The sequence below is a fragment of the Clostridium sp. LY3-2 genome (assembly GCF_024705715.1).
Taxonomy (GTDB): domain Bacteria; phylum Bacillota; class Clostridia; order Clostridiales; family Clostridiaceae; genus Clostridium.
Map to the genome: position 1 here is coordinate 116,975 of NZ_JAMDLQ010000017.1, position 13,964 is coordinate 130,938.

14 protein-coding genes are annotated in these 13,964 nt (G+C 26.2%); 6 read left to right on the forward strand and 8 right to left on the reverse strand.

Features of this window, described 5'->3' with window-relative positions; translation table 11 throughout:
- Nucleotides 1-80: 80 nt before the first annotated feature.
- Nucleotides 81-785, reverse strand: a complete 705-nt coding sequence (locus tag M4I33_RS06515; protein ID WP_257916048.1) for an MIP/aquaporin family protein — start codon at nucleotides 783-785, stop codon at nucleotides 81-83.
- A 490-nt stretch (nucleotides 786-1,275) separates the two neighbouring features.
- Complete coding sequence (locus tag M4I33_RS06520) at nucleotides 1,276-2,226, reverse strand: bifunctional oligoribonuclease/PAP phosphatase NrnA (protein WP_257916049.1); 951 nt, start codon at nucleotides 2,224-2,226, stop codon at nucleotides 1,276-1,278.
- Nucleotides 2,227-2,434: 208 nt separating this feature from the next.
- Here M4I33_RS06520 and M4I33_RS06525 point away from each other — a divergent pair, with 208 nt between their 5' ends.
- On the forward strand, nucleotides 2,435-2,827 hold the full coding sequence (locus M4I33_RS06525; protein ID WP_257916050.1) for a hypothetical protein: 393 nt from the start codon (nucleotides 2,435-2,437) through the stop codon (nucleotides 2,825-2,827).
- A 91-nt stretch (nucleotides 2,828-2,918) separates the two neighbouring features.
- On the forward strand, nucleotides 2,919-3,335 hold the full coding sequence (locus M4I33_RS06530; RefSeq protein WP_257916051.1) for a hypothetical protein: 417 nt from the start codon (nucleotides 2,919-2,921) through the stop codon (nucleotides 3,333-3,335).
- A gap of 23 nt (nucleotides 3,336-3,358) precedes the next feature.
- On the opposite strand, the gene M4I33_RS06535 is transcribed toward M4I33_RS06530, so the two are convergent.
- Complete coding sequence (locus M4I33_RS06535) at nucleotides 3,359-3,865, reverse strand: hypothetical protein (RefSeq protein ID WP_257916052.1); 507 nt, start codon at nucleotides 3,863-3,865, stop codon at nucleotides 3,359-3,361.
- A gap of 146 nt (nucleotides 3,866-4,011) precedes the next feature.
- On the opposite strand from M4I33_RS06535, the gene M4I33_RS06540 reads away from it, so the two are divergent.
- Nucleotides 4,012-4,776 carry a DeoR/GlpR family DNA-binding transcription regulator gene (locus M4I33_RS06540; RefSeq protein ID WP_257916053.1) on the forward strand — a complete coding sequence of 255 codons (765 nt, stop codon included), beginning with the start codon at nucleotides 4,012-4,014 and terminating at the stop codon, nucleotides 4,774-4,776.
- 123 nt (nucleotides 4,777-4,899) lie between these two features.
- Nucleotides 4,900-5,292 carry a hypothetical protein gene (locus tag M4I33_RS06545; RefSeq protein ID WP_257916054.1) on the forward strand — a complete coding sequence of 131 codons (393 nt, stop codon included), beginning with the start codon at nucleotides 4,900-4,902 and terminating at the stop codon, nucleotides 5,290-5,292.
- 34 nt (nucleotides 5,293-5,326) lie between these two features.
- Here the strand turns inward: M4I33_RS06545 and M4I33_RS06550 are convergent, their stop codons facing one another.
- The 5 genes from M4I33_RS06550 to M4I33_RS06570 form a co-directional block, all read right to left on the reverse strand.
- A complete protein-coding gene (locus M4I33_RS06550; RefSeq protein ID WP_257916055.1) occupies nucleotides 5,327-6,520 on the reverse strand; it encodes an ABC transporter permease in 1,194 nt (397 codons plus the stop codon).
- A gap of 1 nt (nucleotide 6,521) precedes the next feature.
- On the reverse strand, nucleotides 6,522-7,205 hold the full coding sequence (locus M4I33_RS06555; protein WP_257916056.1) for an ABC transporter ATP-binding protein: 684 nt from the start codon (nucleotides 7,203-7,205) through the stop codon (nucleotides 6,522-6,524).
- Entirely contained in the window at nucleotides 7,202-8,329 is a 1,128-nt protein-coding gene (locus M4I33_RS06560; RefSeq protein WP_257916057.1) for an efflux RND transporter periplasmic adaptor subunit, read from the reverse strand. The genes M4I33_RS06555 and M4I33_RS06560 overlap by 4 nt, the downstream gene beginning before the upstream one ends.
- A gap of 153 nt (nucleotides 8,330-8,482) precedes the next feature.
- Nucleotides 8,483-8,956: an LURP-one-related/scramblase family protein gene (locus tag M4I33_RS06565; RefSeq protein ID WP_257916058.1), complete on the reverse strand. Its 474-nt coding sequence runs from the start codon at nucleotides 8,954-8,956 to the stop codon at nucleotides 8,483-8,485.
- A 30-nt stretch (nucleotides 8,957-8,986) separates the two neighbouring features.
- Nucleotides 8,987-10,372, reverse strand: coding sequence for a L,D-transpeptidase family protein (locus M4I33_RS06570; protein ID WP_257916059.1), 1,386 nt, complete (start codon nucleotides 10,370-10,372; stop codon nucleotides 8,987-8,989).
- A 414-nt stretch (nucleotides 10,373-10,786) separates the two neighbouring features.
- Here M4I33_RS06570 and M4I33_RS06575 point away from each other — a divergent pair, with 414 nt between their 5' ends.
- Nucleotides 10,787-13,336 (forward strand): ATP-binding protein, encoded by a 2,550-nt coding sequence (locus M4I33_RS06575; protein ID WP_257916060.1) that lies wholly within the window; start codon nucleotides 10,787-10,789, stop codon nucleotides 13,334-13,336.
- A gap of 19 nt (nucleotides 13,337-13,355) precedes the next feature.
- Nucleotides 13,356-13,964 (forward strand): PleD family two-component system response regulator (locus M4I33_RS06580; protein WP_257916061.1); only part of this gene is annotated, 609 nt, incomplete at its 3' end.

Below are 13,964 nucleotides of genomic sequence, written 5' to 3' on the forward strand. Positions count from 1 at the left end.
TTAAGTTTATACTCTTATATATGTTAAAAAAGTGTATTCTAAAGAAAACTTTAAAATACACCATTTTTCTAATTTAATTATTAAAAAATATTTGTATAAACTATAGCACCACAGATTGAACCAAGTATTGGTGCAACTATAGGAATCCATGCATAACTCCACTGTGAATCACCTTTACCTTTGATTGGTAATATAGCGTGAGCTAGTCTTGGACCGAAATCTCTAGCTGGGTTTATAGCATAACCAGTAGGTCCACCAAGACTTATACCTATAGCCCAAATTAAAAATGCAACTATAACAACCTTAACTCCGTAACCTAAGTTTTGAGCTCCGATTCCAAGTATAGAGAAAGTTAAAACAAAAGTTCCTATAAACTCAGTTAAGAAGTTTATTTTTAAATCTCTTATTTCTGGAATTGTACAAAAAACACCAAGCTTTGAAGTTTGATCTTCAGTTTCGTTAAAATGGTTGTAATATACTATATAAACAACGATTGCACCAAGGAATGCTCCTACAAGTTGTGCGATAATAAAAGGAAGAACTTCTCCCCAAGCAAATTGACCAACACAAGCTAGTCCAATCGTTAACGCAGGATTAAATAACGCTCCACTAACACTTGTGAAAATAGCCGCTGGAATTGCAACTGCTAAAGCCCACCCTGTTGTGATAACTATCCATCCTGAATTATTTCCTTTAGTTTTCTTTAAAACTACGTTAGCAACAACACCATCACCTAAGATGATTAAAAGCATTGTTCCTATAACTTCTGCTAAATATACTGCCATAAATTATACTCCTTAAAATTTATAGCACGTATATAGATTTTAAACATTAATTTAACATAACAACAATTATAATATAATATAAACGTTAAAATATAGTCAAGGAATTTTTGTTATTTATCTAACATTTTCATAAAAAACCTTAGAATTAGTATTAATTTTTTAGGAATTACTACTTAATAATTCCATATTATCAATAACTTTCTTGGAATAATCCTTATCCATTAGCTAAATTTTTAACTATGTTTCTTCAAATAAAAATCATAAAAAATAGTTAATATAAAATAAATTAAAATACTTATCCAAAAAATATAATTAAATAATTTAATTTCTAGCTCTCTAAAATATACATAAATATTTATAACTAAAGAAATTAAAACTACTATAAAAGCTGTCCTTTTTAGTAATTTAACCATAAAAATATAACCCCCTATTTAAAAATATATAAAAAAATACTAAACCTAAAATAGGCTTAGTATCTTTAGTTTATTGATTAATTATTTTTGCAATTAGTATCGAAATCTTCAAGCATTTTTGAAACTGTATCCCAATCCTTTATAGTAGCGCCAGCTGCTAAAGCGTGTCCACCGCCACCGTATTTAAATGCTATATCATTTACTACAGGTCCGTTTGATCTAAACTCACCAAATATTTCTCCGTTTTCTTTCTCTGCGAAAAATACCCAGTTTTTAATATTTTCTAAATCTGCTAGTGAATTTACCATTCTAGCTACTTGAATTGGCTCTAAGTTAAACTCTTTTACTGTCTCGTAAGGAACCTTTAAATAAGCTACTCCGTTTTGAGTTATTTTGAAGTTTCCGTAGATATATCCTAAGATTTGAAGCTCTTCTTTCTTTTTCTTATACATTTCTCTATAGATAGGTTTTGCTTCTATATCAAATGTTATTTTAGGTAATTTTTCTAAAAGTGATGTAGGATTATCTAAATATAAGAATCTTCCTGTATCCCCTATAATACCTGCGTATAAAGCTTCTCTTCCTTTTTTACTTATCTTAAGTTCTTTTGTGCTGTTTAATAATATATCAAGTATCATCTCACTACATGAAGAGTAGTTTGTATCAACAAAAGTTAAGTTTTCAAAAGGCTCTGTGAAAGGTTTGTGGTGATCTATTTTTATTATGTAATCACAATCTAAAAAGCTTTGATCATCTACTCTTTCAGCATTAGATACATCTAAAACTATAGCTAATGTTTTTTTAGGGTCTTTTAATTTAACGTTATCTGTTTCACCTATATAGCTAAGTCTCTCTGAGTGTTCCCCCATTAAATATACTTTTTTATCTTTAAAGCTATTTAAAATTATATCTTTTAACCCATTTGATGAACCGTATGAATCTGGGTCTGGCATAACGTGTCTATATATTGCTATTTCTTTATATTCTTCAATTTTTTTTACTATTTCGTCTATTAGTTTTTTATCCATTATATTTACTCCTTTAAGTGTTCTTTACATAAATTATATACCAACTTTTTCCCTTAGTACAGTTAGTTATTCTATTAACTATAAGGATAAGTATTCCATTAATTTTAACATTCTAAAAACTATTTAAATTCTCACTTAAAATAGAGACTAAAAAATAAATTTATGCTAAATTATTTTAGGGGAAAATATTATAAGGAGTAAAACATATATGAAAACTACTAAAGATGATGAATTAGGTCTTGGAATAAAGCTAATTTCAAGCCTTTTTTTAGCTTATTCTCTAATAGCTATTATATCTTTAATCTATTTAGTAATATTAAAGCATGATAGGTTAAAATTAGAACTCTTTCTTCTTTCTAGAGGATTTCTGCTATTAGATATAAAATTATTATTTTTATCTTCACTAGTATTATTGATATCAGTGACTTTAATTTTATTTAAAAAGAAAATAGGAATATACTTTTTTGGATTCTTAATTGCAATGCATATAGCAACAGATATATTACTAGATGAAAATATATCAGAAACTATGCTTTCTTTAATTCTTCCAACTATTATGATTCTACTATTATATAAACATAAAAATGCTTTCATCTATTAAATAAGTATCTTACTTTAAGATACTTATTTTATTTTTTAACTAATTGTGGTAATTTAAAATAGATATTATTTAAGGAGGATTTATTTTTAATATGAAAGATTTAAAAAATCAAAAATTAGGTGCAGGTCTTCTAGTTGTCCTAATAATTCAATTAGTTATGTTTTTATTTAGCCTACCTGGAACATTTAACTTTTTATATAACCCAGAGGCTTTTAATAAAATCTTTAGAGAAAAAGGACTCCCTGAAGTTCCTGTTTCCTTTATGGCTATAGGTGCTTTTTTAACTTGCCTTATGATACTTGGAATTACCCTTATGCTTCTTAAGAAAAATATTGGGATATACATATACTTTACTGGAGTTTTAATTAATATAGTTTCATCTCAAATATTTAATGGATTCCACATAGTAGCATTTTTACAACAGCTTTTATTCCCAGTATTAACTTTTATCTTCTTATATATGAAAAGAGATATATTCTTTAAAAACATAAAAAAAATAGTGAAGTAGGTCAATTTATTTGGCCTATTTCACTATTTTAAATTAAACATATATTTAAAATTCAAGTCTGACTTTTCAAAATCTAACTTAAACTTATAAAATTCTTCTATTATTCTTTTTAAATCATCGTATTTTATTTTTAAATTTACTTTATACATCTTATTTATAATATATAAAAACCACACTTCATAAACTGCTTCAATTAAAGTTTCAGGTTTAGAATTAAAAGATGAATTACACCTAGTTGCAGTTTTTATAAGTTCGTGTTTTAATAAATGATCGTCTTCAAAGGCTGCTTTTTCTATAGCTAAATCACAAAATCTATCAGCTAAAATTCTTACTAACTTTAAAGTTTTGTTATCTGTACTCTTTATTTCTTCATACATATATAAAAAATAATCGTAATCAATATATATATGATTTTCTTTTGATAAAAAGATATTTTCTTCTCCTTTTAAAAAAAGCATATTACCTTTAATATCTATATTTATGTAGTTAATTTTTTCTTCTATATCTAAAGATAATTTTTCAGCTACCATTATGCACCTCGTTATCGTTTATTCTCATTTACTGTTGTTTAATTTTATTTTATAAATTTTTATAGTTAATGTCAACTTTTCTATTATCATTTGTTACTGTTTGTATTATAATGAGAATAAATAAAACTTATTAAGAGGTATGCTATATGTTTATGGAAGAAAGATTAGAAAAAATATTAGACCTTATTAAAGAAAATAATAAGGTATTCGTAAAAGATTTAAGCAAACAATTTAACGTAACAGAAAGTATGATAAGAAAAGATTTAAATAACCTTCAAAAAGAAGGATTAGTAGAAAGAACTTACGGTGGTGCAATACTTCCAAGAGGGATTGCAGAAAATTCTACTATGGATAAAAGGCTTGAGAAAGATACTAAAATAAAAGAAATAATAGCTAAAAAAGCTTTTGATGTTATAAATGATTTTGATACTATCTTTTTAGATATATCTAGTACAAATTATATACTAGCTAAACTATTATCAAAAAGTGATAAAAAAATTACTATAATAACTAATATGGTTGAAATTTCATCTCTATTTAATAATCCAAACAGCGATATTGAATTAATTTGTATAGGCGGACTTTATAATAAAAAATTAGGTGGAGTTACAGGTTCTGAAGCTATTAGCTCTATCTCAAAATATAGATTTAACAAATCATTTATGGGGATTTGCGGAATAAATATATCTAATAGAAGTATCTATAACTTTGATTTAGAAGAAGGAAATACAAAGAACGCTATAATCTCATCTTCTAAAGAAGTATATTTATTGCTACAAAACGAAAAATTCGACTTAGATGGGGCTTATAGATTCGCTTCATTAGAAGAAGCAGACTTTATAATAACAGAATCTACCCCTAACCCTAAAATATTAGAATCCCTTCAAAAAATCAAAATCGAAGTATTATAATTTTGTATATTTCATAAATAAAGTAAATAACCTTTTAAGATTGTAAATAATAGATTGTATTTCTTCTTTATGTATTATAAGGTATTAATAGGAAATATTTTATAATTATTTTAAGGGGGACTTATGGAAAATTACGAAATTGAAAAAAGAAACAAACTCGGAGGAGGTATTATAACTTTAGCTGTTATTCAGTTTGTAACAAATGGATTTGGTATTATTGGATTACTTATGATGATGTTTGGATCTGAGTTTTACAAAAGTTTAGGTATACCTGTACCACCAGCTAGTTCATTAATAATCGATCTAGTATTTGTTATTATAACAATAATAGGTTTAGTTTTAATATTACTTAAAAATAAAATTGGTATTTATATATACTTTACTATAATCGTTTTAAGCATAATATCTACAAACATTTTTTATGGCTTTTCTATAACTAATATATTATTAAGCTTAATATTACCAGTTTTAACTGCAATATTTATTTACAAGAAAAAATACTTATATTTCAAATAAAATCAAAGGGATGCATAAATGCATCCCTTTAGTTTTATTTATATATTGCTTTTATAGGATCCATCTTACATGCGTTTCTTGCAGGAATTACTCCAAAGATAACCCCTTCTAAGATAGATATTAAGGTTGCACCTAACACTGTTTTAAAAGTTAAGACAGGCTTAAATGGCATTAGCATTCCAGCTCCAGTTGATATTAAGAAGCCTACTATTATACCAATTATTCCCCCGATTAAAGTAACTATTACAGCTTCAATTAAGAATTGCAATAATATACTCTTAGGGCTTGCACCTATCGCTCTTCTTATACCAATTTCTCTTTTTCTTTCAGAAACTGATACATACATAATATTCATAACTCCAATACCTCCAACTATTAAAGATATTCCTGTTATAAATGCTACGAATTTAGTTAAAGCTCCGATTATACTATCTATAGCTTTAGCGCTCTCTTGAGGATCTTTTAAAATATAGTCCCCTTCTTCAGAGCCGTGAACTGACTTTAAATCTCTTTGTATCTCATCGAAAACTTGCTTTTTATCTGCTCCTTCTTTAACGCTAACATCTATAGAAAAAATAGGATCGTCTCCCCTTATTTCTTTTAAATTTTCCTCACTTACATAACTCTTATTTAAACCCATAAGTGCGAAGGCGCCTTCACCTTCTTTATTTACTACTCCTATAACTTCAAAGTTTTGTCCTTTTAAAGTTATAGCTTTTCCTAAAGCATCCTTAGGTTCTGTAAATAACTCTTTAGCTGCATCATAATTTAAAACTATATAATCTCTATTTGAATCATCGCTACTAAACCATCTACCACAGTCAAGCTTTGGAGAATCTTTTCCGTATTTATCTATAAATAAGGTGTTTTTCTTATTATAAAAACTTCCTTCATCTACAGACATATTTCCAAACCCCATAATTCCAGCTGAGGGTTTAACTTCTGAAACTCCACTTAACCCACCTATAGTATTTAAATCATTTTTTGTAAAAGGCTCTAAAAGTGAGTAATTAATATTCTCATTTTTAGGGTGAAACTCAATAGTTATAGTATTTGCACTTGCTTCTTCTGAAAGGGTGTGAACATACTCTTTAAACCCATCTCCTACAGAAAGTATTACAACTACAGAACTTATCCCAATAATTATTCCAATCATAGTTAAGAAGGTTCTTAATTTATGAAACTTCAAGCTTGAAATAGCTGTTAAAAATAACTCTTTTGCATTCATCTTAAGCTTCCCCTCCAATTATATCTCCATCTTTAACCCTTATCACTTTATTTGCATATTTTATTAAATCCTCATCATGTGTAACCATAATAATAGTTTTACCTTCTTCGTTAAGTCCTTTAAGTATTTCCATTATTTCAGTACCTGTATGACTATCTAAAGCCCCTGTAGGCTCGTCTGCAAATATTACATATGGATTATTTATAAGAGCTCTCGCTATAGCAACCCTCTGCTGCTGTCCCCCTGAAAGCTCTGATGGAAGTTTATTTTTCTTTTCTTTAAGTCCAACCATCTCAAGATATTTTAATATAAGTTCATCTCTTTCTTTTTTAGATACTTTACCCTTATATAAAAGAGGGAGTTCAACGTTTTTTCCTATAGTTAATGAATCTATCAGGTGAAATTGTTGAAATATAAATCCCATATTTTGATTTCTTATTTTAGACTTTTCTCCTTCATTTATTCCTCTAACATCTATATCATTAAATAAATATTCTCCATCATCAAACCTATCTAAAAGACCTAGTATATTCATAAGGGTAGTCTTACCACTTCCTGACTTACCCATTATCATAACAAAATCCCCTTTATTTATTTTAAGGTCTATGTTTTTTAAAACGTGAAGCTTTTCGTCTCCAGTAATATAATATTTATTTAAATTAGTTATTTTAACTATATTACTCAAGCCTCCATACCCTCTTTCATAGTAGAGTCTGGAGTTTTAACTACCTTCTCTCCTGAGTTTAAGCCTTCTTTAACTATATAGTTATCCTTGTCTTCTGTAACTGTAACAAAAGCTTTCTTTAGCTTGTTATCAGAAACTATATATACATATTTTTTGCCATTTTCATCTAGGACTGCTGATTTAGGTATAGTTATATCTTTTTCGTCTAAATTTACAGTAGCTTGTACGTGAAAACCATCAACAATTCCTTTTTGAGAATCTAAATCTATATCTACTTTATAGAAAGACATATTTTGACTACTCTTAGGATCTAGTGAAGCTGCTGAATTTTCTGGTATATCAGATACACTTATAATTTTACCTTTAATATTTTTATTATTTGCAAGTATACTGATATCTACCTTCTGATTCTTCTTAACTTTTTGTTGATCCTTTTCATTTACAACTCCATCAACATATAAATTATTTGACTGTATAATCATATATGGTTCTTGAACGTTTTGATTATCTTTATTTATAGTAACTATTCCATTTATAGGTGCTGTTACTTCTTTATATTTTGATGATTTTAAATTCTTTATTTGATTCTCTAAAAGGTTTATTTGCTTATCTATAGCTTGTGTATCTATGCTGTCTCCGCTAATACTCCCCGCCATAGGATTTACACCTTCTATAGCTTCTGGAACTTTTCCGCTATTTAGAGATTCATTTTTTATTTTTTCTAACTTTTCTTTATCTTCTTTTGCTTTTTTATCTAATTCATCCTTCTTTTTTAAAAGGTCAGACTTTTGCTCTTTTGCACTTTTAAGTTGAAGCTCTAAATCTTTTATTTGAGTGTCTAACTTATCATTTTTATAAGTAAAAAGCACGTCCCCTTTTTTAACAGTTTCACCATTTTTAACAGAAACACTAGATACTTCACCAGACGCTATATCTAAATATATCTTTTTAGATTCGTTTGGAACTATTTTCCCGTTTATAAATACCTTCTCTACAGACGGAATAGTTATAGTTTCTATTTTTGCCTCTTTTTTAGCACTTGAATTTTTTAATAATACCATCCCTATAGTAGCTGCAATAATAACTACTACACATACTATAATCCCTATGTATTTCTTTTTCATTTTTCTCCCCCTATTTATAAATAATTTCATCTTTTTTCCACAAAAGACATACTTTGATAATACCATTAATTGACTATATTTTTAAACTTTTCTTTACTTTAGATAAAAAAGCCTACAAAACAAAAGTATTTTGTAGGCTTTTTAGTATATTTATTAATCATTAAATTTCACCATATCTATCATCACTAAGACACCAATTAAGAAATTAGTGTAATTCTCATCTACTACTTTTAAATTGTATCTATCACGTCCAAATGTAAGCTCTTTTTGGATTCTACCTATAATATTATCATTTAAAATTATGTTATATTTTCTACCTAAGATATTATCAGGTTTAATTAACATTTCACCTAAAGCACCTGTAACTTTATAGGTGTTTCCAATATAATTTTTAGTAATAAACGCTATTTCTTTTTTATTATCTAAAACTCTATATCTCTTCTTTAGTGCTGGTATTTTTTGTTTGAAATATAATAGCTTTTCTCCTGATAAATCATATATTGAAATATTTTTTCCTAAATCAAACTTATCTGACTCAACTACAAATGCAGGAATATCACCATCTTCTAAAACATTAAATTTTGAACCTATAGAAAATAATTTTTCTTTTATATAATAGTTTTTCATTTAAAACTCCTTTTTTTAAAAATATATAATTTAATTGTTATAACAGACTACTGGAGTACCTTGTGAAATATTATTAAATATTGTTTCTGCAACTTTAGGGGGTAGATTAGCACACCCGTGAGAACCATTAGTTTTATAAATTTCTCCACCAAACTTTTCTCTCCAACTTGCATCGTGAAGTCCTATTCCTTCGTTAAAAGGCATCCAATACTTAACTGGTTGTGAGTAGTTTTCTCCCTTTAAAGTTGCATCCTTCTCCTTGTAAGCAAGCCTAAATAAGCCAGGAGGTGTTGATAATTTTTTAGACTCATTACCAGTAACTATATCACCATCTACAACTAATGCCCCATCTTTGTAGTACCAAAGGTGCTGCTTTCCTAAATCAATTTCAACATAAGTGCCTCCAACTTCATTAGAACCTTGAACTACTCCCTTAAACTCATATACAGGTTCTCTAGCTACAGTTTTACCTTCTTTTATATCGTTAAGTAACTGTTCTTTTTCGCTTAAGTCATTTATCTTCCATCCAAAATTACCACCTGGAACACTTAAAAGCCTTCCATCATTTGCTTTAAACATAGTTCCTTGTCCGACTGTATTATGATTCTTTTCAATTTCTTCTATAAAAGAGTTAACTTCTTTATAATCAATTTTAGGGTCTAAGTTTTCATTAACAGAAAGCCATTTATTGATTTTAGAACCATCAACTACTTCTTTAATATCTCCAAAAGTATAAGTAATTTTTGCTTTTACATATTTATTTAAAATATCTTTTGTTTCATTTACTTTAGGTGATTCTGTAGTATATTTAGGGTCTATATATAATTTAGATTCTTCTAAATTTAAAGATGCTTTATGGTTATCTATACATTCTTTAATAGCTTTTATAGTATCTTCTTTATTTAATTTATTACCCATAACTTCTTTTTTAACTTCATAAATTCCATCTTTATATGTAAACTCTGGATTTTTAGGGTTTATAACCTTATCTTCTTTAAAGAGTTCTAAATTTTCTATTACATTATTGAGCTTGTCCTCATCATAAGTTACATAGTTAACTAAATTTGATTCCTTTTTGCTTAATATACTGCCTGGCCACAAAAAAGCCTTTTGATTTTCTTTAAGATTTGTTATTTCCTTTGTATCTTTAAATTTTAAGCCTATTTCATTTCCTGATATATTTTCTTTTAATCCATCTCTTCCTTCTATTTCTAGATTGTAAGAACCTATTTTTTCTTCTACTTTATCAATTGCACCTTGTATAGTTTGTCCTCCTATATTGATGCCATTTATTTTTGTCCCAAAATAAAATCTATTAGTAAAAAATATACTCACGCCTAAGTAAATTACTAGAATAAGACTTATAACTACAACACCAATCTTTGGTTTTTTTCTTTTTTTCTTTCTTCTATTCATCCTTGTATCCCCCAATATAAATCAGTATCTATTATTTTTTAAAATTATAATCTTTAAATAACTTATATACCTTTTAATAGAACTGTTTTAATTGATAATTTAATAATTTTAGCAGCTACTTTCAATCGATTGACTAAATTATATATCTATTAAACTACCAATTCAATAGGTATACTGCCCTTCTAGAGCTTTTTAAGTTAAACATAATCCTTACTTAATAAAAACTTAAGTTTTAAACATCTCTTTAATCATAAAATTAGTATTTAATTCTATATTATGGATATAATATGTGAGTATATTTGATTTGATTAAATTAATCTGTAATAACTATTAATTAATACCAATTTGCGAACATATTCGATATATGATATATTTTATTTAATTAATTTTTTAATTAAATTAAAAGGAGGCTGAATGAAAAGTAAAAATAAGCTTATAATTTTTTCATCTTTTCTCTTAATAATTTTTTCTTTTAGTTTTATTTCTTATATCTATACTAAAAGTAAGTTACAAATGATTGATGATAGAAAAAATATAATGAATACTTTTTTTAAAGAATATTATTATTTTAAAAATATAACTTTTAAAAATTTTGATAAATATATGTTTGAAAAGAACGAACAACATAAAGATGAGTATATAGACGCTTTAGATTTATTTACGAGTTGGCTAGATAACCCTTTTGATTATAATTTATTTTCTAAATACGGTCTTTACAGCGAAAATGAATATCTTAAGATTAAGGAGTTTAAAAAAGTAAATATAGCAGATTTAAATTTAACCCCAAACGAAAAAGAAGAATGGAATAGTATAATTTCTAAAACAAACGATTTTATAAAATATTGCAAAGATATTTTACATGAACAAGATAAAAATAAAAAAACAAGTTATACGAAAAACCTGAGTATCTTATCAAAAGATATAAACGATGAGATAAATTTACTTAGCTATAAATATTTAAAGCGATTATCTACAGATGAAGATACTTTAACGTTTAGAGCATTTTTTTATTTTATTATTTTGATAATTGTATCTTTAGCGCTTTTAATAATACTATTTTTTGTCTTTAAAAATTTAATAACTAAAATATTGACTTATGATAAGAGTGATAAGTATTATAAACGACTTTACGATACCATCTTTAAAAATATGATTATCGGCTTAATAATTGAAAATGGCAAAAATGATTACGAATTTATAAATAACTCTTTTTTAAACCTTTTAAATTATGAAGGATTTTTAGATAATTTATCTAAGAATAAAAGTTTTATAAATGATATAGTTTTATCTAATTCAGAAGTATTTGATACCTTATACAATTTAGAATCAACAAAAAATATAAGCCAAAACATAAATTTAATTATAAATAATGATAAAAAATTTCTAAGAGTAAATAAATTCGAAGTAGAAGATGAAATAGGAAAATCTAAAAAGATATATATAGTTAAAGATGCGACATCTGAAATAGATTTATTAAGAAAAGAAAATTCATTAAAAATAAAATTAAAAAAATCTGAAATAGAACGTAAGATTAAAGATGACTTAATAGCTAGTGTTTCTCATGAAATACGAACTCCCCTTAATGCTATTATTTCATTAATTTCTTATATGGAAGATACAGAACTTTCAAAAGTGCAAGAAGACTACATAAAAAAGATTGAAGGTTCTTCAAAAATACTACTTGGGATAATAAATAATATTTTAGATTTTTCAAAGATAAATAATAAAGGAATTGAACTTATAGAAGACGCTTTTAATTTTAATATATTAGTTTCTAATATAGATAGTATGTTTAAAGATCAAATGGCCCTTAAAGGAATATCATTTGGAGTTCAAAACGATATTGACCACTCCGTATTTGTTGTAGGTGATAATATTCGTTTAGCACAAGTACTAATAAATTTAATTGGAAATTCACTTAAGTTCACAAGTAAAGGCTTTGTTTTTCTTACTATTTCAAAAGAAGAAGAAACTTTCGATAATATAAAAATTAAATTTTTAGTAGAAGATTCCGGTAAGGGAATAAAAAAAGAAAACTTAGATAAGCTATTTCTTCCTTTTGAACAGTTTGATAAGGAATGGAAAGTTTTTGGTACAGGATTAGGGTTGCCTATAAGCAAGGAAATTATTTCTGCAATGGGTGGAGATATATCAGTAGAAAGTAATTATGGATACGGAAGTAAATTCTCCTTTTCAATAAACTTCCCTAAATCTTTTACTTCCCTAAAAGATACGGAAAATTTAGATTTAGAAAAGCTAGATTTATCAAATTTTAAGGTTTTAATAGTTGATGATAACGAAATAAATGTTGAAATTTTAGAAATACTACTTAGTAAAATTAATTGCAATTACAAATATGCATACGATGGTATAGATGCAATTAATCTTTGCAAAAATGAATACTTTGATTTAATACTTATGGATATACAGATGCCTAAATTAAACGGATATGAAACATCTGAAATTATAAAAACTGACTGTTATAAAAATACAAAGATAGTTGCCTTAACTGCAACAATAGTAACTGATGAAATAAAAAACTCAAACTCTAAATATATAGATGATTTCTTAATAAAACCCCTTGATTTAGATAAATTAAAAAAAGTTATTTTAAAAGTATCTAAAACTAGTGTAGTAAAACCAAAGACAAAGCTTAATAAAAACATCGATTACGAAAACATAATGAATAGATTTGATGGAAATTTAGAATTATATAAAAAATTAGTATCAAAAATGAAAAATAAATATGCAAACTCTTTTAGTGAACTTACTTCATATCTAGAAAAAGAGGATTTTGAAAGTGCACTTATACTTGTACACACATTAAAAGGGGTAGCACTTAATTTAGGTATGAATGACATTAAAGATATCTGCACTAAACTTGAAATAGATTTAAAAAAATCTACCATAGATAAACAAAAATTAGATAGATTCAACTCTTTATTAAAAGAAATATTAAGCTAATTACAAATGGAGGCATTTTATGAATAACCTAGATAAAACAATATTAATAATTGATGATAGCACTATAGATACAGAATTATTATACGAAGGACTTAAAGACGAATACAATATAATAGTTTCAAACTCATCAAACGAAGCAATACTTCTTTTAGAAAAATTTACACCCGATTTAATTTTGCTTGATATAGTTATGCCAAAAATAAATGGTTTTGACCTCTTTTTAAAAATCAAAGAATCTAATAAATCAAAAACCATACCAACTATATTTCTAAGTAGTTCTGAAGATATAGAAGATAAAGCTAAAGCGTTTGAAATGGGTGCTAGTGATTATTTAACTAAACCTTATAACCTTCGCGAGATAAAACTTAGAGTTCAAAAACACTTAAAAGATTTTTCTTATATTTCTAAAATAAAAAGAAAAATAAGCACACAAAATAATAATATGGTTGAAATATATGAACAGCTTTTTGATAATTTTATAAGCCTAATTTTCTTTCGAGATAAAGAAACTGCAAATCATTTAGTTAGAACTGAAAAATATATGTATACATTAATAAGCGCATATAATAAATATTATAAAACTTCTAAAAATTTAGATGAAGATAAAATATCTAAGGCCTCTATACTT

What these genes read in the sequence shown, in the direction of transcription:
- M4I33_RS06515 (WP_257916048.1), bottom strand. Translation starts at nt 785, where the DNA reads ATGGCAGTATATTTAGCAGAAGTTATAGGAACAATGCTTTTAATCATC.
- M4I33_RS06520 (WP_257916049.1), bottom strand. Translation starts at nt 2,226, where the DNA reads ATGGATAAAAAACTAATAGACGAAATAGTAAAAAAAATTGAAGAATAT.
- M4I33_RS06525 (WP_257916050.1), top strand. Translation starts at nt 2,435, where the DNA reads ATGAAAACTACTAAAGATGATGAATTAGGTCTTGGAATAAAGCTAATT.
- M4I33_RS06530 (WP_257916051.1), top strand. Translation starts at nt 2,919, where the DNA reads ATGAAAGATTTAAAAAATCAAAAATTAGGTGCAGGTCTTCTAGTTGTC.
- M4I33_RS06535 (WP_257916052.1), bottom strand. Translation starts at nt 3,865, where the DNA reads ATGGTAGCTGAAAAATTATCTTTAGATATAGAAGAAAAAATTAACTAC.
- M4I33_RS06540 (WP_257916053.1), top strand. Translation starts at nt 4,012, where the DNA reads ATGTTTATGGAAGAAAGATTAGAAAAAATATTAGACCTTATTAAAGAA.
- M4I33_RS06545 (WP_257916054.1), top strand. Translation starts at nt 4,900, where the DNA reads ATGGAAAATTACGAAATTGAAAAAAGAAACAAACTCGGAGGAGGTATT.
- M4I33_RS06550 (WP_257916055.1), bottom strand. Translation starts at nt 6,520, where the DNA reads ATGAATGCAAAAGAGTTATTTTTAACAGCTATTTCAAGCTTGAAGTTT.
- M4I33_RS06560 (WP_257916057.1), bottom strand. Translation starts at nt 8,329, where the DNA reads ATGAAAAAGAAATACATAGGGATTATAGTATGTGTAGTAGTTATTATT.
- M4I33_RS06565 (WP_257916058.1), bottom strand. Translation starts at nt 8,956, where the DNA reads ATGAAAAACTATTATATAAAAGAAAAATTATTTTCTATAGGTTCAAAA.
- M4I33_RS06570 (WP_257916059.1), bottom strand. Translation starts at nt 10,372, where the DNA reads ATGAATAGAAGAAAGAAAAAAAGAAAAAAACCAAAGATTGGTGTTGTA.
- M4I33_RS06575 (WP_257916060.1), top strand. Translation starts at nt 10,787, where the DNA reads ATGAAAAGTAAAAATAAGCTTATAATTTTTTCATCTTTTCTCTTAATA.